Genomic DNA, 16,686 nt, shown 5'->3' with positions numbered 1-16,686 from the left:
AATGGTTATTCAAGAAGGATATCGCAAAGACGCCAAGGGCCATTTGGTCCCGGTGGAACTGATCAAGCCCATTGACCTGGCTCGCGACGAGCTGGTCACTGAGCTTGTTAAAAAGGCCCAGGCCGTTTCCGCACTGTTGGGCGAATTCAAAGCGTCAGCATTCGGCGACATCAAGGCCTTCGTGGAGATGTCGGCCGAGCAATATGGTGCCGCCATCGGGGGCAAGAAGGGGAATGTCACGCTACTGACGTTCGATGGTCGCTTCAAGATCATTCATGCCGTTCAGGACTCCATCAAGTTCGATGAGCGGTTACAGGCTGCGCGAGCGTTGATTGATGAGTGCGCGGCGGAATGGACGCAAGACGCACGTAGTGAGGTTCGCGTCCTGGTCAACGAAGCATTCCGCACGGATAAAGCGGGCGAGATCAGCACCGGCCGTGTGCTGGGCCTTCGCAGGCTGGAGATTCAGGACGGGCGATGGCAACGAGCGATGCAGGCCATCGGTGAGGCAGTCCAGGTGGTTGGATCTAAAAGCTATCTGCGGGTGTATGAGCGGATTGGAGACTCGGATCAATACGCGCCTATCCCTCTGGATATCGCGAGCATCTTTGTTGCGGAACCTACGCCGACGACGCTGCATTGATCTGACACCACCCCTCAAACATCACCAGTTGCCTCATACCTATTGCGAGTACAGCCCACATGGCCAAGATCCACATCACTATCGAAGACGACACCACCGATGGTGTGTCCATCTCCGTAAACAGCAAAGACAACCTGAACCCAGCCAGCGGCAGCAAAGCCGCCCTGATCGCCAACGCAATGATCTGCGGTGGCCGACTCGTTGCCCGCATTCCCTTTGAAGGGGCGGGCCAGCATGTCGGCTGCAACTGCGAGATCTGCCAGGCAATGCTCGAAAAACTCACCATGAAACCAACTATCCACTAAGCGAAACCGCTTCGGGAAACCGGGGCGGTCTGCTCGGCGCGGTGGCCGAGTACTGATGAGCAGCCGAGGTCAAGATGCTTCAAGAGGATTGGGATGCGCTTAAGGCGCAGATGGACACACCCTATGGGGTTATGAAGCTGCAATGTGGTCAGTTTGAGATCGCCTTGGTACAGCAGGTGTCGACGATAAGTAAGAGCTGGCAAACGACGGTGTACGTGGACGGCTATTTCAAAGGCGAGTGGATGTCGTCTGAAAAGGGCGAGCCGAAACATGAAGAGGCCCGCCGCTTTTTGCGAAAGGTCAGCCGCTCAATGTACAGCCAAAAAGAGATCGAATCCCTTCGTAAGGTTTTTGGAAAGCGAGAAGCTACGAAAGCGGCGGAAAAGAAGCACATCTATTTTGATCCGTCCTGGAAGAGCTTTAACTCCCTAAAAAAGCACCTGGTCACGAACAACCCGTCTATTGAAAGACTTCACTGAGCGAAACCGTTCCAGGCGACTGGACGGTCTATCCGGTGTGGCAGCCGGGTACTGATGAGCTGCCGAGGAAGTGAGGGAGAAAGGAGAAAATGAATCGACGTAATGTACAGCTATCGAAGATCCACATCGCCAAGAAAGACCTGGGCCTAGATGACGATACCTACCGGGCTTTGCTCCAGCGTATAGCGGGTGTCACGTCTGCAAAGGACATAACCCCAATGCAAACGGCGGCGGTGCTGGCCGAGTTCCAGCGCTTGGGATGGGAGCCCACAGCAAAGCCCAACGGCAGAGGTTGCACGGTGCCAAATGTTGCGCCAGGCCGGGGAAAACTGGTCGGGAAGATCCATGCGTTCTTGGCAGAGGCGAACCGCCCATGGGAATACGCCGACGGCATGGCGTTGCGGATGTTCAAGGTTGAGCGTGTCGACTGGTTGGACGCTAAGCAACTGGGGAGCCTTGTCTCAGCGTTGGCCTATGACGCGAAGCGCAACGGGAGGCCGACACAATGAGCAATGATCAGTTGTTTGAGGATGACTCTGACAAACTGGACCCACTCAAGGTGCTGGCCCATATGGAGAATCCCACGGTTATGCGCCGTTGGGAGGGGACGATCAAGGAAATGGTGGGGATTGCTGAAGCGGAGTTGAAGGTGAGGCTCCAGGATCGGCCAGACGTCGTGCCCGAAATTGCCCGCTCTGTGGTTTTTGCGATATGCGACACCATGGGGGGCGCAGTGGTTTACCTTCCGCGAGGTGACGCACTCAAGAAGGCCATGCGGGATGCCGCAATCTTCCAGGATTGGCACGACAGAAATATCCAGCCACCCGAGTTGGTGCGTAAGTACAAGCTTGCGTCACCAACCATTTATGAGATTATCTCGCGCCAAAGGCTCCTGCACCGTCGCAACGAGCCTGACTTATTTGGCTATGACGAAGGGACAGTCCATTAAATGATGGTTTTGAGAGCGGTATTAGTGGCTTCTGCCTTGTTCGCATCGACGGCTTACTCGGAAACAACCCCTAATGCTGCTCTCAAGGATGACTTGAGGCAGGCCACAACAAACCGGGCCTTGGCTCAGAGTCTTTGGGCCGAGAATAATGATGCTTGCTTGACCCGCGACACGTCCTCACTGGTCGGTGTCATGAGCGCCGCGAACAAGCAGCTTCACGCTCAGTCAGGCTATTCCGCGTTTTCTGCGTGCCGCCAGATGTTGACCGATATCCTGTTCATCAACGGCGGCTGCTACACCGGCAAGCTGACCCAGGACGAATTGCAGCATTCACGAGATAACTGGGAGCAAGACCGCACCGCATGTGACGAGCAGATCGCGAACCCTTCGGCCATATCGCCCGAGGATCAGTCAGAGGCGGAGTGGGAAGCAGAGCAGCGCAAGGCCGGAACCTCAGAAAGCGATATAGAGCTGATGAGGACCATCAGGCGTTCTTAACCTCATGCCCGTATCTCAAAGCCTCGCCATGTGCGGGGCTTTTTCTTGTGCGTTTAAGAAACACAGCAGTGCCCCTCACCAGGCGAATCTAGACCGGACATCCACTCCGGCAAGGTTCGCCCATGGCTTCCGCACCTCGATCATCCAGGCAGTACGCCCAGCTCGTTATTGACACGCCTTTCGATGCTGAGGTGCGGACGCTATTGGACAAATGCCCACCGGAGTGGCGTGTAAGCGTTGAGTTGATCGTGGCAAGCCACGAGCGCCGTGTCGCCGAGTTTGTGCGGCAGAAGGAAAAGCTGCGCCCAAGGCACCTCACCACATCGCCAGTATTTGGCACCTACCAAGACCAAGCGCCAGCCCGGAGCAATCCCGTTGTTGCTGCGCGCTCGATGGCGGAAATCCGTTCCGTTCTCAAACCAATGAAGGAAGCTCGTTGATGGCCCCTATCCATCGGCGCCCCCGTGCGCCACGCATGACCGACTGGACCTTGATCACCATTGCAATCATGGCGTGTCTGGCAATCGTTGCTCCCACCAAGCTCCCGGTTGTGCTCTACAAGTGCGGCCTGGTGACGCTGGGTGGCGTGCTCGGTTATTGGATCGACCGGGCGCTGTTCCCCTATGCCCGACCGAATCAAGTACGCCGGTATGACCGTCCCATGGCCGGTATCCGACGCGCCCTGGTCGTGCTGGCCTGCATCCTCGGCCTGACGTTGGGACTCTGACTATGCGCTCACGTGTTCTTCTCTATATGGGAGCAGTCGCGTTGGGGCTGGCTGCGATTGCTGTCTACAGCACGCCTGCCAAGGCCGAGATCCCCAGCCAGGCCGAACGCTACCGCCGAGACTTGACTCGCATCGCCCAGGCGGAATGGGGCCTTGATGCTCCGGTGGCAACCTTCGCCGCACAGATCCATCAGGAAAGCCGCTGGCGGTTCGATGCCAAATCGCCGGTTGGTGCGCAAGGCTTGGGCCAGGTGATGCCCTCGACCGCTACTTGGTTGGCTCAACTTTTCCCAAAGGCCCTTGGTAAGGTCGAGCCTTTTAACCCTATCTGGTCCATGCAAGCCCTGGTCAGCTATGACCGCTGGCTGGCGAGCCGCATCCAGGCACGCAACGCCTGTGAGCAAGGGGCGCTGATCCTGTCCTCCTATAACGGTGGGCTGGGTTGGGTTATTCGCGACCGCAAGTTGGCATCGGCAAAGGGCGCCGATCCGCTGACCTGGTTCGGATCAGTCGAGCGGTTTAACGCTGGCCGCTCGGCCTCAGCCTTTAAGGAAAACCGCCAATACCCACAACTCATTCTCCGTCGTTGGGAAGCGTTGTATGTGGCCGCAGGTTGGGGCCAGGGGGTGTGCCAATGAAAGGTTTGCTCGACCTGATCAGCCCGGCCACTTGGTATCTCGCTGTGATTGCTGCGGTCGCTATCGGCCTGCACTTAAACCACCAGGATGGATATGACGAGGGCTTGGCGCGTGGCCGGGCCGAGGGCAGCGCTGTTGTTGAGCGGCTTGGGAAAAAGCACGCCGAGGAAAAGCAGGCACTGGCCGAAGCCGCCGTCGAGGCAGCCCGCAAGGCTGTTGCTGAACTCCAGGCCGAGCAAGCCAGGCGACAGGTGCTTGCAGCCGAGCTTGCTGAAACCAAAGCCAGCCATCGTCGCAACACCGAAAAACTCCAGGGGGAGATAGCCCGTGTCACGACTCTTTACCGTCGCACTCTCAAAGATGAGCCCGAAGCGCTTCCTGTTGGCGTGTTCACTACTGGCTTTGTCCGCGTGTGGAACGAAGCCCTCAATCCCGCCGCCGTCGCTGTGTCTGCCACCAGCCAGTCCACCGGCAGAGCTGCTGATTCTCTTGGCTCCACCGGAGTCGCTGACCAGCTCGACTCAGGAGTGACCCAGGCGGACATCCTCAAAAACCATGTACGCAACAGTGAGGGATACGCCTCCTGCCGTGTGCAGCTTAAAAGCCTTATCGAGTGGTACACCCATGGACGTATTTGATCGCGCATCCGACATAGAGGAAGCGACCCGAAAGGCTGCAATTGCGGCGCAATTGGCACTGGCGCGTCAGCCGGTCGGTGTCTCCGCTACCCACTGTGAAGAGTGCGGAACTGAAATTCCCGAAGGCCGGCGGGTTGCGCAACCTGGCGTTCTTTTGTGTGTGGATTGCAAGTGCATTCAAGAGCGGATGAACCGCCGATGACGACTATCGAAATGCCGGTTTGGCAATTGGTCGGAACGGCCGTGACGCTGCTCGCGATGTTTGCGGGCCTAGTCAAGGTTCTGTTGGCTCAAATGGAAAGCCGTCTGGATGACCGCTTCGGGGCGTTCGCCAAAGACTCCGAGCGTTTGCGCCAGGTGGAGCTTGGCCTTGAACGCCTGCGGGGAGATATGCCGTTGCACTACGTCCGTCGTGAGGACTACGTGCGCAACCAAACAGTAATTGAGGCCAAGCTCGATGCGCTTGCCTTGCGTCTCGAAAATGTCCGACTCAAAGGAGTGCGTGAATGATCATTGACCCAGCCAAGGTACGGCGCGAATCTCTACGCTGGTACATCCTTCTGACCCTCAACACTTCCCGGCCAGTGGATCCTCATGAGGCCGTTGTGCTTTCTACGATCCAGGGAATCTTTCCTGATGGTACGCAGTTGGAACTGCGCCGCGAACTGGATTACCTGGCCGACCGCTCTCTGGTCACGCTGGACAAGTCACCATCTGGGCCGTGGATTTGCGGGTTGACCCACATCGGCGTCGACATCGCGGAATACACCATTGAATGCCGACCCGGTATTGCTCGCCCTGAAAAGTACTGGTCGTGACCCATGCCGCCCCGTAGCAAAGTGGCCGCGCTTCCGGCCAAGGTAAAGGAGTGGCTTGATAACGCCCTCATGGAGTCGAATTTTTCCGGCTATGAGGCGCTTGCGGCAGAGTTGGATCGCCGTGGCTACTCCATCGGCAAAAGCGCCTTGCATCGCTATGGCTCTGAGTTTGAGGTCAAGCTGGCGTCACTTAAGATGGCATCCGAGCAGGCTAAGGCCGTTGTCCAGGCGGCGCCAGACGATGAGGGCGCGGTCAACGAGGCGCTTATGCGCCTTGTCCAGGAGCATCTGTTTAAGCTGCTGATGAGTGGCGGCGATCAGATGGACTTGCCGAAGGTCGCAAAGGCCGTGGCCGAACTGGGTAAAGCGTCTGTCGTCCAGAAGAAATGGCAGGCGGAATACCGTGAGAAGGCCGAGGCGGCAGCATCCCGCGTTGAGAAAATCGCCAAGAAAGGCGGCTTGAATCAGGCAACGGTTGACGAGATCCGCCGCGAGATCCTGGGGATGGCGTCGTGAGCCTGCCACTTGTCCTGGACAGCACTCATGCCTTGAGCGCTCCGGCCGTTCTGCTCGACTATCAGAAAGACTGGATCGGCATCCGTGCGCCGCTCAAGGTCGGAGAGAAGTCCCGTCGTATCGGCCTCACCTGGGCCGAGGCAGCGGACAACGTCCTGGTAGCCGCTGCCGAAAAACCAGCGGGCGGTCAGACAGTCTATTACCTGGGCTACAACCAGGACATGACGGTCGAGTACATCCAGGCCTGTGCCATGTGGGCGCGGGCCTTCAACTATGCGGCCGAAGAGATCGAAGAAGGCATTTGGCCGGATAGCGATCCCGAGAAGCACATCAAGACGTACACCATCGTGTTCCCCAGCGGGCACCGTATTGTTGCGCTAACCAGCCGCCCGTCCAACCTTCGGGGGCGTCAGGGCGTGGTCGTGATTGATGAGGCGGCGTTTCACCAGGACTTGGCCGAGCTGCTGAAAGCCGCGCTCGCGCTATTGATCTGGGGCGGGGAAGTCCATGTGATCAGCACTCACGACGGCACCGAGAATGCGTTCAATGAGCTGATCAACGACATCCGGGCAGGCAAACGCAAAGGCATGCTGTTCCGCTGCCCGTTCCGCGAAGCCGTGGCCGACGGGCTCTACAAGCGGGTATGCCTGCGCAAGGGCATCGAATACAAGCCCGAGGAGGAAGCCGCTTGGGTCCAGGATGTCTACGACTTCTACGGTGATGCAGCCGATGAAGAGCTTGATTGCGTTCCGTCCCAAGGCGGCGGGGCCTTTCTTAGCATGGCCCTGGTCGAACAGCGAAGTAACCGAGACGTGCCGGTGTTGCGCCTGGAGTACCCGCAGGGCTACGAAACAATTCCTGAACACCTGCGTCTAGCTGAGTCCCTGGAGTGGTGCGAAGAGCATTTGCTCCCACTGCTTTCGGCCATTCCGCTAGACGTCCAAAGCTTCTACGGCATGGACTTCGGGCGTACCGGCGACCTTTCGGTCATCTGGCCGTTGCTCAAGGAACAGAATTTACGCAAGCGCACGCCCTTTGTGGTCGAGCTGCGTAACGTCCCGTTCAAGCAACAGGAGCAGATCAAGTTCTACATCCTTCGGCGTTTGCCCAACTTGCTCAAAGGCGCCGATGACGCCAGGGGTAACGGCTCGCAATTATCGGAAGCCACTGCCATTGAGTTTGGTTTCAACCGTATTGAGCGGGTGATGCTCACCGAGGGTTGGTATCGCGACAACATGCCGCCATTCAAGGCTGCTTTGGAAGACGACACCTTCTACGACATCCCGGCCGACAAAGACGTGGTCAGCGACGTGCGAGCCTTCCGAATGGTCAAGGGCGTGGCTCGCATCCCGGAAAAGCGTACCAACGAAAAAGGCGAAAAGGCCGGGCCAAAGCGGCACGGCGACGCCGGTATCGCTGCTGTATTGGCTGACTACGCGTCACGCCAGGAAGTCGAGATCATCGAATATCACCGCGTTAAACCTGCATCCCAGCATGATCGAGAGATCCAGATCGGCGCCGGGTGGCGCTCCAGAAAAGGCATTTGGTAATGGCGCAATCCAAAATCGTCGACCAGTACGGTCGTCCGATACAGTACGACAAGCTCACCGAAGAGCTGGCAGCCGCTCGCACCGCCAGCGTGCGCCAGGTTTGGCACCAGTCGGTCGCTAACGGCCTGACACCTGGGCGACTTGCAAGCATTCTGCAAGCTGCCGCCGACGGTTCGGCTCATGGCTACCTGACTCTTGCCGAGGAAATGGAAGAGCGGGATCTGCATTACGCCTCGGTATTAGGCACCCGCAAGCTCGCAATTTCTGGTTTAGATATTCGGGTGGAGGCTGCAAGCGATGATCCGGAAGACATTCGCCGAGCCGATCAGCTAAAGGAGCTGGTGGCATCCCCAGAGTTTGGCGAACTCCAGGCCGACTTGACCGATGCCATGGGCAAAGGCTATGCCGTCTCGGAAATCATGTGGGACCGCAGCGGCAAGATCTGGAACCCGCTACGGTTTGAGCCGCGTGACCAGCGGTTCTTTCAGTTCGACCGCGACACGGGCCGGGAACTGCGCTTGCTCGATGAGGCAGATCCGGTAAATGGCGTCGCGTTGGCGCCGTGCAAGTTCATCGTCCACCTGCCGCGTATTCGTTCGGGCTTGCCGATCCGGGGTGGTCTGGCGCGCCTGGCAGCCGTGGGCTACATGTGCAAAGCGTGGACCTGGAAAGACTGGATGGGCTTCGCTGACATCTTTGGCATGCCCATGCGCGTAGGTCGGTACGGACCAGGAGCCAGCAAGGAAGATATCTCCACCCTGATGTCGGCGGTAGCCAACCTGGGCAGTGATGCGGCGGCGGTAATTCCAGAAAGCATGCGCATTGATTTCACCCAGGCCGCGAATGTGGCCGGTGCTGGGGACTTTTTCAAAGGCCTGGCCGAGTGGTGGGATAAGCAGATCAGCAAGGCGGTGGTTGGTCAGACCATGTCTACGGACGATGGCTCCAGTCAGGCACAGGCTACGATTCACAACGAGGTGCGTCTTGATCTGCTCCAAGCTGACGCCAAGGCCGAATCCAATACGCTGAACCGCTACTTTGTACGCCCCTGGTGCGATCTGAACTTTGCACCTGGCCGACCATACCCACGTTTGATTATTGATGTACCGCAGCCGGAAAATACCAAGATCCTGATCGAAGCACTCAAGGAACTGGTGCCGCTGGGGTTGAAGGTCGAGCAATCGGTTGTCCGTGACAAGCTCAATATTCCTGAGCCTGCCGAGGGGGCCGAGCTGCTAGGCGTGGCGTCACCTGGTGCAGACTTGCCACTGGCGCGGGCTGCAAACCGGGAGCAAGCGGCTCCAAAGCCTTCCGCAGTGCCAGACATTGTAGATGGCCAGGTTAATGTTCTGGAGGTTGTAACCGGTCCCTACATGGACGACATGGTCGACCGGATCAAGGAGCTGCTGGACTCGGTCGGCAGCCTGGAGGAGTTCCGGGATCGGCTGGTCGAAACCTATCCTGAAATTACTACAAACCAGATGGCCGATGCTATGGCGGATGGCCTGGCAGCCGCCAGCCTGGCTGGCCGTGCCGATATTCTGAGGGGGCTGTAATGGCAGTCTCTCATGGCTCCCTTCCGTTCCAGGAACAAATCGACTATTTCCGGGGCAAGACAGATATCCCGACTCGGGCCTGGACTGACATCTACAACGTCGAGCATGACTGGGCCTTTGTGGTAGCTGGGGCCACAAAGCGTGATCTGCTGGGCGACATGCGGGGCGCTGTAGAGAAGGCGATCAGCCAAGGCTTGACCCTGGAACAGTTCAGAAAAGACTTTGACCAGGTCGTCGGCAGGCACGGCTGGCAATACAAAGGTGGCCGTGGGTGGCGTTCCCGTGTGATCTATGAGACCAACCTGCGTCAGTCCTATAACGCCGGTCGTGAAACTCAGATGGCCGACCCAGAGTTACGCAAGCGTCGACCATATGGAGTCTACCGGCACGGCGACAGCGCACACCCGAGAGCTGAGCATCTGTTTTGGGATGGAACAACATTACCGTTGGATGATCCCTGGTGGGCGACCCACTCGCCCCAGAATGGTTGGGGCTGCAAGTGCAAGAAGTTCATGGCGAGCCAACGCGACGTTGACCGCATGGGGCTGACGGTCGGCCCATCACCTGTTGTGGAGTACGAGGATCGGACCATCGGTGTGAACAGCCCCAATGGCCCGCGTGTTGTTCGTGTGCCCAAAGGGATTGATCCGGGCTTTGACTATGCGCCAGGTCAATCGCGCCTCAATGCCGCAGTGCCACCGCTACGAGCTTACGATCCGTTACCCGATCCAGGGGCGCGGGCCAGTAGCGTGCAGGGTGCGGGTCTGCCCAACCGACGCGCACCTGGTGCACTTCCAGCAGCCCGCGAGATGCCTGCGAATCGGTTGTTGCCCACCGGCTTAACTGACTCCGAGTATGCAGGCCGTTTCCTAGCAGAGTTCGGCGCAACTGAGGCGGCGCCTGTCGTGTTCAAGGACGTGACGGGAGATGCCGTGGTGATCGGCCGGGAGCTGTTCACTAATGCCAAAACCGGTGCTTTAAAGATCAGGAAGCGCGGGCACGCACGGGAACTGTTACTCCTGGCCGACGCGATCAAAGACCCTGACGAGGTATGGGTAAGGCTGGAATGGCTCTATTCCAGGAACAAAGCTGTGGTCCGGCGCCGGTACATCTCGCGCTACCAGATCGACGGTGAGCCAGTACCGGCGCTGTCTGTATTTGAAGTGGGTGACGATGGATGGGACGGGGTAACGACGTTCTCCCCGGAGTCAAATGATCCTGACTACCTGGAACAACTGAGGATCGGTGTTCGGCTGTACCGCAGGCCACAGATCGATAAGAAGTGATGAAACCGCGCGCCGCCACACGCGATTAAACCCTGAGTGTAGGCCTGGAGGTCCTGGCGGGGACTGCTCACTCAATGGGGTAACTGGATAGTAGGAGGTGAGAGTGGCGGGTGCAATGCTAAATGTTGGACTAGACGACGGCCGGGCAAGTGCGGCCCTCAATGAGTTGGCTGACCGGCTGGAGGACTTGAGCGTCCCGCTGCTGGACATCGCCGAGTACCTGCACCAGTCGACCGACAATCGCTTTCGTCAGCAGGTCGCCCCCGACGGCTCGCCCTGGGCGCCGCTGGCTGCGTCAACCATCGCAAGAAAAGGTAATAACAAGATCCTACGTCAGGGCGGGGACTTGCAGGACACCATCCGACACCACGTTAGTGGCAACACATTAGAATTCGGTACGGATCGGCCTTATGGCGCCATTCACCAGCTCGGCGGCAAGATCGACCATGCAGCCCGATCACAGCAGGTTTATTTCAGTGCCAAGAACGGCACGGTGGGCAATCGCTTTGTGAAGCGCAGTAAGTCCAACTTTGCCCAGTGGGTTACTCGTGGGGCGCACTCCACGGTGATGCCAGCCCGTCCATATTTGGGGCTGTCGTCTGAGGATGATGCTGAGATCCTCGCCATCATCTCCGACTACCTTTCGGAACCTCTGTAGGTCGAGTTCAGAGAAAGCCCGCTGACGGCGTTTTAGGGGGCTTGCAGGTACAACCATGGCGGGCAGTCTGACGAACTACCGTTAGAGATGCGTTAGATTTGGCCGTAGGGCTAAAACTGCATGGGGGCTGCGCAGTAATTCATTCTATACGTATAGAATGGGCTCCCCCGATACACCGATCACCCTTTCTTCAACGGCTAAAACCTTAAGCCGTCCTGAAACTCTCCGCTTGATCCTGGCCGCCCAAACTGGCGGCATGAAAAAGACACTTCTCGCACTCAATACCGACCTCTCCGCAACCGTCTCTGACGGCAAGGCGCCGGAGTGGGTCGAGCTGATTCCGGCAGGCCCGACTGTTTCCGGTCGCGACGGCCGTCAGTGGCTGTTCGATGAACAGGGCCAGGCCCTGGTGCTTTCCAGTTTCACTGATCGGGCCATTGATCTACCGATTGACTGGGAGCACTCCACTCAGCACCGCGCAACGAAAGGCGAAGACGCCCCGGCCGGTGGCTGGATCAAGCAATTGGAAATCCGCGACGGTGCCTTGTGGGGCCAGGTCGACTGGACGCCTCGTGCCTCGCTCCAGGTCATCAACCGCGAGTACCGCTTTCTCTCCCCCGTATTCGACTACGACTCCGTGACCATGCGCATTGCGCGCCTAGTCAGCGCGGGCCTGACCAATAAGCCGAATTTCCTCCTGACAGCACTCAACCAAGAAGACCCGGAGACTACGCCAGTGAAACTTTCACCAGCGCTTTTGGCATTGCTCGGCCTGCCCGAGACCGCCACCGAAGAAGAGGCCATTGCGGCTATCAACAAACTCAAGACCGCCCAAGCGGCCAACTCCGAACAGCCGAATTTGGCCCTGTTCGTTCCGCGTGCGGACTACGACGCCTTGAGCGGTCGAGCGACCAACGCAGAGCAAGCACTGGTCAAGCTCCAGAAAGCTGACCACGACAAGGAAGTGGACGCCGTTCTCACCGCAGCCACCCAGACCGGGAAGATCGTTCCTGCGACCTTGGAGTACCACCGCGCTAGCTGCCAGGACGCTGAGGGTTTGCAGCGCCTGAAAGACTTTGTAGCGGCGGCGCCATCGGTGGGCGATCCGACGGACCTGGGCAAACGTAAGCCCGATAACACCGAAACCGCGCTCAACACCGAAGAGCAAAAGGTCGCTTCGCTGCTGGGCATGAGCGAATCGGAATTCATCAAGGGCAAGGCGTAACTCCCCTCTATATAGGAAGCGTTTCATGATTATCACTACCGCCGCCTTGCAGGCGCTGTTCACCGCGTTCAAGGCAGAGTTTCAAAATGCCCAGGCCGCAACCCCTACCGACTGGCAGCGCATCGCCACTCTGGTGCCGTCGTCCTCGGCCAGTAATACCTATGGTTGGCTGGGCCAGTTCCCGACCTTCCGTGAGTGGATCGGCGAGCGTGTCCTCAAGAACATGGCGGCGCACAGCTACTCCATCGCCAACAAAAAGTTTGAGTCTTCTGTCGGTGTTCCGCGTGACTCCATCGAAGACGATGAGATCGGCGTGTATAAGCCGCTGTTCCAGGAGATGGGGCGAGCATCTACCGCGCACCCTGATGAACTGGTGTTTGGTCTGCTGAAAGCGGGGCTATCCACGCTCTGTTACGACGGCCAGAACTTCTTCGACGTGGACCACCCTGTCTATCCAAATACCGATGGAACCGGTACGGCGGTCTCTGTCAGCAACTATCAGGATGGTGAAGGCCCTGCCTGGTATCTGCTCGATGTCAGCCGCGCAATCAAGCCTTTGATCTTTCAGAAGCGTCGTGACTACGCACTGAAAGCGATGACCAGCATGGACGACGAACAGGTCTTCATGCGTGACGAGTACCGCTATGGCGTCGACGCCCGCGCCAACGTCGGGTTTGGCTTCTGGCAGTTCGCTTATTGCTCGAAAGCTCCGCTTACCGCAGAAAGCTACGGCGCAGCTCGTGCCGCAATGAAGAACTTCCGCGCTGACGGCGGCCGTCCTCTCGGTGTTAATCCAGGCCTGTTGGTCGTTCCGTCCCAGCTGGAAGGTGTGGCCCGCAAGATCCTGGTTAAAGACGCCGACAACGGCAACGAGTGGGCAGGCACCGCCGAGGTACTGGCGCCGAGCTGGCTGGGCTAAGGGGGCGGTATGACCATCATTATTAAGGCAAAGCACAACGGTTTCCGCCGTTGTGGTATCGCGCACCCAAGCCAGCCGACCAAGTACGCGGACGACTTCTTCACGGAAGAACAACTGAAAGCCCTGATCAAAGAGCCTCAATTGATCCTTGCCTATGAGGAGGATGAATTCGACCAGGTACAGGACGAGCCCAATGCAGACATCTCGAAAGCTGCGCTTTCGCAAGCGCCCGACGCCGCTCCAGCTACCCAGTCGCAAGCGTCTGAAACAGTCATTACGCCTGTGGCTGCATCACTGGCCGTCGCCGCAGAGCCAGTCCATGTGGCTGGAGCGCCTGAGACTGGAGGTACGGAACCCGTGCTGGGCGGCGCCAGTGACCATGCCGTTGATCCATTAACCGGTCCCGCGCCTTTGACTGCTCCAGTGGTGCAGCCCGCAGAGCCAATCCAAGCAGACGCTACCGAGCCGGTGGGTAAGGTTCTGTCGGTGGAAGTAAAGCCTGAAAAGGCCCGCTCGCCGAAAGCAAAGGATTCTGCGAAATGAACCTCTCACTGCCGTCCGCTAGCCAGCTCTTGATCCGCTTCGGTGCCAGGGACATCACCCAAGTTTCAGTGCCTGACAACAAACGGGTAATTGAGCCGGAGTTGCTGACAGCAGCGGCAGCGGGCGAACCCTTGGACGGTTGGGATGCCGACGATGTGGCAATAGCGGTCATGGCGTTGGCACGGATCGCCGACGCAGTGACACGGGCGCGCAGTGAGGTTTCGTTTTACCTGCGCTTCCGCCCGGCCGGGGAGGACGCCCCGGAGTGGGTGACGGCAGACCTTGCGGAGATCGCTCGGTATCACCTGTACGACGACGCAGGGCGGGAAGAGTCGACCGTGCGGGTGCTTTACAAGGATGTCTTGAAGCGCCTGGAAACCCTGGCCCAGGAGGACAAAGAGCGTGGTGCGGCCGAGGCTGGCCGATCTGGTATGCAGATCATCAGCCAGCCCCGGCTGATGGATCGCCGCACGCTGAGGGCGTTGTGATGCTGGGCGAACTGGAGGACTTGATCGAGACCCGCTTGAACGAGCTGGCCGCCAAACTGCGGAGCCTCAAGGTTCAGAGCTACGGCGGTGAACTGAGCGACCCAGACCTGTTATCCGATTTACTCAAGCGTTGCCCTGCCGTTTTGCTCATGGTCCCAAAGGCGACGTTTCAACGGCGTAGCCAGGATCGTTACACGGTGCCAATCACCTTCCGCCTGATTATCGCCACCCGCCACCCCCGAGGTGAGCGGGAAACCCGGCGCGGTAGTGGCCCCAATGACATTGGCAGCTATGACCTATGGCAAGCCTGCATGCACAAGCTGGTTGATTGGCAGCCCTGGGAGGGCCGTGCTGCGATCAAGCCAACGGAGCTTTCCAACCTGGTCAACGGAAAGTTTGCCAATGACCACCTTTCAGTCCTGGGCCAGTCGTTCGTGATCGAGCTGGATTGGGAGAAGCCGAAAGAGGATCTGCCGGACTTCCTGGGCATGTCCCTGGAGTACCACACGCCATCGGGCAACCCCGAGCCGGTGGTAACAGACCATATCGAATTGAGGGACGTGTAATGCACGTAATCGCTGCACCTGGTCATCGGGTGCCTATGGAAGAAGATCCATTCCAATACATCGAGGGGGAAGAGGCAGTCGACGTGCCGGATACCTCTTACTACCGACGCCGTCTGGCTGCGGAAGAACTTCTGGTGCCCGCGAAGCAATCGCGCGGCAGTGCCAAACAAGTCGCAAAGGAGTCCGCTGAATGAGCATGATTGAATTCGACACGATCCCGGCGTCCATTCGTAAGCCTGGCGTTTACATGGAGTTCAACCTTCGCCTGGCTGTACGGAACCTGCCGACCAACAAACAAAACGTGTGCCTGATCGTTCCGCTTGGCGAGGGCGCGACGGTTGAGGCCAATATCCCAACACCGTTCTACAGTTCGCCGGAGGCCGGAGATTTGTTCGGTGGCACCGTGGCCGAAGAAATGGCCGCCGCCTTTATCGGCGCCTACCGGTACGCTTCTATCTCTGCGGTGGGCGTGGCTGTTGAGGGCGATGCTGAGCCCGATATCAAGGCGGCGCTGGACGCCACGGCCATGGGTGGCTTCACGATTCTGGTTCCTGCCTGGTACAGCCAGACAGCCCTTACTGCGTTGCGTACGCATATTGAGACCTGGACCAACTCGATGGAGCAGCAAGGCATCATCGGAGTGGCAGCCAATACCGCCAGTCTGTCCGCTGCTACTACCCTGGCTGCGTCCTTGAACAACGGCGCAATCAGTCTGGCGTCGTTGCCTGGTACTCCATCGACTGCCCGTCAGGTCGCAGCGGCCTACGCTGCGGTGATCGCCTCTGAGGAAGACCCGGCGCGGCCACTGAATACGTTGATTCTGACTGGGATCAAAGTGCCGCCTATGGCTAAGCGGCTCGGTCGTGTCGAGCAGGAAACGGCCCTGGCTAACGGTGTAACCCCACTGGAAGTCGGTGCGGGTGACGTCATCCAGATCGTCCGGGCGGTAACGACCTATATCAAGTCAGCGGCGGGTGCGACTGATGTGTCGCTGTTGGATCTGACCAGCATTCGCACCTTGTACTACGTGCGTACAGCTTGCCGCGACCGCATCCGCTTGCGTTTTCCGCGCTCCAAACTCTCCAGCAAAACGCCCCCGGCTGTCCGTGGCGAGTTGCTGGATGTACTAAAAAAGCTGGAAGAACTGGAGATCGTCGAAAACGTCGATGCTAATGCGGACGGGCTGGTGGTTGAGCGTTCGCTCCAAGACGCGAACCGGCTCAACGCTTCGATTCCCGTCGATATCGTCAACGGCCTGCACGTGTTCGCCGGTCGTATCGATTTGCTCTTGTAAGAGGTGATTCAAAATGTCTGATAACTACGTAGGGCAGATCGTCCTTGAGATCAACGGCACCGACTACGAGGTCACGAGCGTAGAGCCGAGCCTCAAGACCGGTCGCAAAATCGTCAAGACGATGAACCGCACTGGTCGGCCTACCGGAACCACAAAGGGTATTGAAGAGCACGACCTGAAAATTTCCGTGCCTATTCCGAAATCCGGCGAGCCAGATTGGCGCGCCTTGCTGGACGCCAAGCTCACCATCTATCCACAGGACGGCGGCAGCAAACGTCAGACTTGGACCGGCTGCTCGTTGATGGAGATGGGCAGCAAATACCAGGTGGAGGGTGAGGCAACCCGCGATCTGACCATTGCCGCCTTGAATTACTACACGGAGTAAGGGCA

The 16,686-nt window shown here is 58.5% G+C and carries 26 protein-coding genes and 2 other RNA genes; all 28 read left to right on the top strand.

All coding sequences use genetic code 11. The features are described from left to right. Position 1: 1 nt before the first annotated feature. The 28 genes from BFL40_RS32440 (at position 2) to BFL40_RS32310 (ending at position 16,681) form a co-directional block, all read left to right on the top strand. Positions 2-643, top strand: coding sequence for a DUF3164 family protein (locus tag BFL40_RS32440; RefSeq protein WP_071487769.1), 642 nt, complete (start codon positions 2-4; stop codon positions 641-643). A gap of 59 nt (positions 644-702) precedes the next feature. After that, on the top strand, positions 703-948 hold the full coding sequence (locus BFL40_RS32435) for a hypothetical protein (protein WP_071487768.1): 246 nt from the start codon (positions 703-705) through the stop codon (positions 946-948). Then, positions 947-1,017: hammerhead ribozyme type II (locus BFL40_RS32430), an RNA gene on the top strand. Before BFL40_RS32435 ends, BFL40_RS32430 begins: the two co-directional genes overlap by 2 nt. A 5-nt stretch (positions 1,018-1,022) precedes the next feature. Then, on the top strand, positions 1,023-1,427 hold the full coding sequence (locus BFL40_RS32425; RefSeq protein WP_071487767.1) for a hypothetical protein: 405 nt from the start codon (positions 1,023-1,025) through the stop codon (positions 1,425-1,427). Continuing rightward, an RNA gene (locus tag BFL40_RS32420) (hammerhead ribozyme type II) lies at positions 1,426-1,495 on the top strand. Before BFL40_RS32425 ends, BFL40_RS32420 begins: the two co-directional genes overlap by 2 nt. A gap of 21 nt (positions 1,496-1,516) precedes the next feature. Then, positions 1,517-1,936, top strand: a complete 420-nt coding sequence (locus BFL40_RS32415; protein ID WP_071487766.1) for a gp16 family protein — start codon at positions 1,517-1,519, stop codon at positions 1,934-1,936. Continuing rightward, positions 1,933-2,376, top strand: coding sequence for a Mor transcription activator family protein (locus BFL40_RS32410; protein ID WP_071487765.1), 444 nt, complete (start codon positions 1,933-1,935; stop codon positions 2,374-2,376). Before BFL40_RS32415 ends, BFL40_RS32410 begins: the two co-directional genes overlap by 4 nt. A gap of 192 nt (positions 2,377-2,568) precedes the next feature. After that, a complete protein-coding gene (locus BFL40_RS33990; protein WP_139213531.1) occupies positions 2,569-2,874 on the top strand; it encodes a hypothetical protein in 306 nt (101 codons plus the stop codon). 122 nt (positions 2,875-2,996) lie between these two features. Beyond that, complete coding sequence (locus BFL40_RS32400) at positions 2,997-3,314, top strand: hypothetical protein (protein WP_071487763.1); 318 nt, start codon at positions 2,997-2,999, stop codon at positions 3,312-3,314. Then, complete coding sequence (locus BFL40_RS32395; protein ID WP_235864737.1) at positions 3,314-3,601, top strand: putative holin; 288 nt, start codon at positions 3,314-3,316, stop codon at positions 3,599-3,601. The genes BFL40_RS32400 and BFL40_RS32395 overlap by 1 nt, the downstream gene beginning before the upstream one ends. 2 nt (positions 3,602-3,603) lie before the next feature. After that, positions 3,604-4,239 (top strand): transglycosylase SLT domain-containing protein, encoded by a 636-nt coding sequence (locus BFL40_RS32390; protein ID WP_071487762.1) that lies wholly within the window; start codon positions 3,604-3,606, stop codon positions 4,237-4,239. Further along, positions 4,236-4,877, top strand: a complete 642-nt coding sequence (locus BFL40_RS32385) for a hypothetical protein (protein ID WP_071487761.1) — start codon at positions 4,236-4,238, stop codon at positions 4,875-4,877. Before BFL40_RS32390 ends, BFL40_RS32385 begins: the two co-directional genes overlap by 4 nt. Further along, positions 4,795-5,079, top strand: a complete 285-nt coding sequence (locus BFL40_RS33505) for a TraR/DksA C4-type zinc finger protein (protein WP_369679263.1) — start codon at positions 4,795-4,797, stop codon at positions 5,077-5,079. Before BFL40_RS32385 ends, BFL40_RS33505 begins: the two co-directional genes overlap by 83 nt. After that, positions 5,076-5,387: a hypothetical protein gene (locus BFL40_RS32380; RefSeq protein ID WP_071487760.1), complete on the top strand. Its 312-nt coding sequence runs from the start codon at positions 5,076-5,078 to the stop codon at positions 5,385-5,387. Before BFL40_RS33505 ends, BFL40_RS32380 begins: the two co-directional genes overlap by 4 nt. Then, entirely contained in the window at positions 5,384-5,695 is a 312-nt protein-coding gene (locus tag BFL40_RS32375) for a hypothetical protein (RefSeq protein ID WP_071487759.1), read from the top strand. The genes BFL40_RS32380 and BFL40_RS32375 overlap by 4 nt, the downstream gene beginning before the upstream one ends. A 3-nt stretch (positions 5,696-5,698) precedes the next feature. Then, positions 5,699-6,211, top strand: coding sequence for a DUF3486 family protein (locus BFL40_RS32370; protein ID WP_071487758.1), 513 nt, complete (start codon positions 5,699-5,701; stop codon positions 6,209-6,211). Beyond that, on the top strand, positions 6,208-7,761 hold the full coding sequence (locus BFL40_RS32365) for a hypothetical protein (protein WP_071487757.1): 1,554 nt from the start codon (positions 6,208-6,210) through the stop codon (positions 7,759-7,761). The genes BFL40_RS32370 and BFL40_RS32365 overlap by 4 nt, the downstream gene beginning before the upstream one ends. Further along, the gene (locus tag BFL40_RS32360) at positions 7,761-9,317 is read left to right on the top strand and encodes a DUF935 domain-containing protein (RefSeq protein ID WP_071487756.1); all 1,557 of its coding nucleotides are present in this window, start codon (positions 7,761-7,763) and stop codon (positions 9,315-9,317) included. The genes BFL40_RS32365 and BFL40_RS32360 overlap by 1 nt, the downstream gene beginning before the upstream one ends. Further along, positions 9,317-10,603 carry a PBECR2 nuclease fold domain-containing protein gene (locus tag BFL40_RS32355; RefSeq protein WP_071487755.1) on the top strand — a complete coding sequence of 429 codons (1,287 nt, stop codon included), beginning with the start codon at positions 9,317-9,319 and terminating at the stop codon, positions 10,601-10,603. The genes BFL40_RS32360 and BFL40_RS32355 overlap by 1 nt, the downstream gene beginning before the upstream one ends. A gap of 103 nt (positions 10,604-10,706) precedes the next feature. Beyond that, positions 10,707-11,261 carry a phage virion morphogenesis protein gene (locus tag BFL40_RS32350; RefSeq protein ID WP_071487754.1) on the top strand — a complete coding sequence of 185 codons (555 nt, stop codon included), beginning with the start codon at positions 10,707-10,709 and terminating at the stop codon, positions 11,259-11,261. 256 nt (positions 11,262-11,517) lie between these two features. After that, a complete protein-coding gene (locus tag BFL40_RS32345; protein ID WP_071487814.1) occupies positions 11,518-12,486 on the top strand; it encodes a phage protease in 969 nt (322 codons plus the stop codon). A gap of 25 nt (positions 12,487-12,511) precedes the next feature. Beyond that, on the top strand, positions 12,512-13,405 hold the full coding sequence (locus BFL40_RS32340; RefSeq protein WP_071487753.1) for a Mu-like prophage major head subunit gpT family protein: 894 nt from the start codon (positions 12,512-12,514) through the stop codon (positions 13,403-13,405). Positions 13,406-13,414: 9 nt separating this feature from the next. Beyond that, a complete protein-coding gene (locus BFL40_RS32335) occupies positions 13,415-13,948 on the top strand; it encodes an HI1506-related protein (RefSeq protein ID WP_071487752.1) in 534 nt (177 codons plus the stop codon). Beyond that, the gene (locus BFL40_RS32330; protein WP_071487751.1) at positions 13,945-14,436 is read left to right on the top strand and encodes a phage protein Gp36 family protein; all 492 of its coding nucleotides are present in this window, start codon (positions 13,945-13,947) and stop codon (positions 14,434-14,436) included. The genes BFL40_RS32335 and BFL40_RS32330 overlap by 4 nt, the downstream gene beginning before the upstream one ends. After that, complete coding sequence (locus tag BFL40_RS32325) at positions 14,436-15,002, top strand: phage protein Gp37 (protein ID WP_071487750.1); 567 nt, start codon at positions 14,436-14,438, stop codon at positions 15,000-15,002. Before BFL40_RS32330 ends, BFL40_RS32325 begins: the two co-directional genes overlap by 1 nt. Then, positions 15,002-15,196, top strand: coding sequence for a DUF2635 domain-containing protein (locus BFL40_RS32320; protein ID WP_071487749.1), 195 nt, complete (start codon positions 15,002-15,004; stop codon positions 15,194-15,196). Before BFL40_RS32325 ends, BFL40_RS32320 begins: the two co-directional genes overlap by 1 nt. After that, on the top strand, positions 15,193-16,296 hold the full coding sequence (locus BFL40_RS32315; RefSeq protein WP_071487748.1) for a phage tail sheath C-terminal domain-containing protein: 1,104 nt from the start codon (positions 15,193-15,195) through the stop codon (positions 16,294-16,296). The genes BFL40_RS32320 and BFL40_RS32315 overlap by 4 nt, the downstream gene beginning before the upstream one ends. A gap of 13 nt (positions 16,297-16,309) precedes the next feature. Then, on the top strand, positions 16,310-16,681 hold the full coding sequence (locus tag BFL40_RS32310) for a phage tail protein (RefSeq protein WP_071487747.1): 372 nt from the start codon (positions 16,310-16,312) through the stop codon (positions 16,679-16,681). Positions 16,682-16,686: the final 5 nt, after the last annotated feature.

The organism is Pseudomonas costantinii, assembly GCF_001870435.1.
GTDB lineage: Bacteria > Pseudomonadota > Gammaproteobacteria > Pseudomonadales > Pseudomonadaceae > Aquipseudomonas > Aquipseudomonas costantinii.
This window is presented reverse-complemented; position numbering and strand designations above follow the sequence as displayed.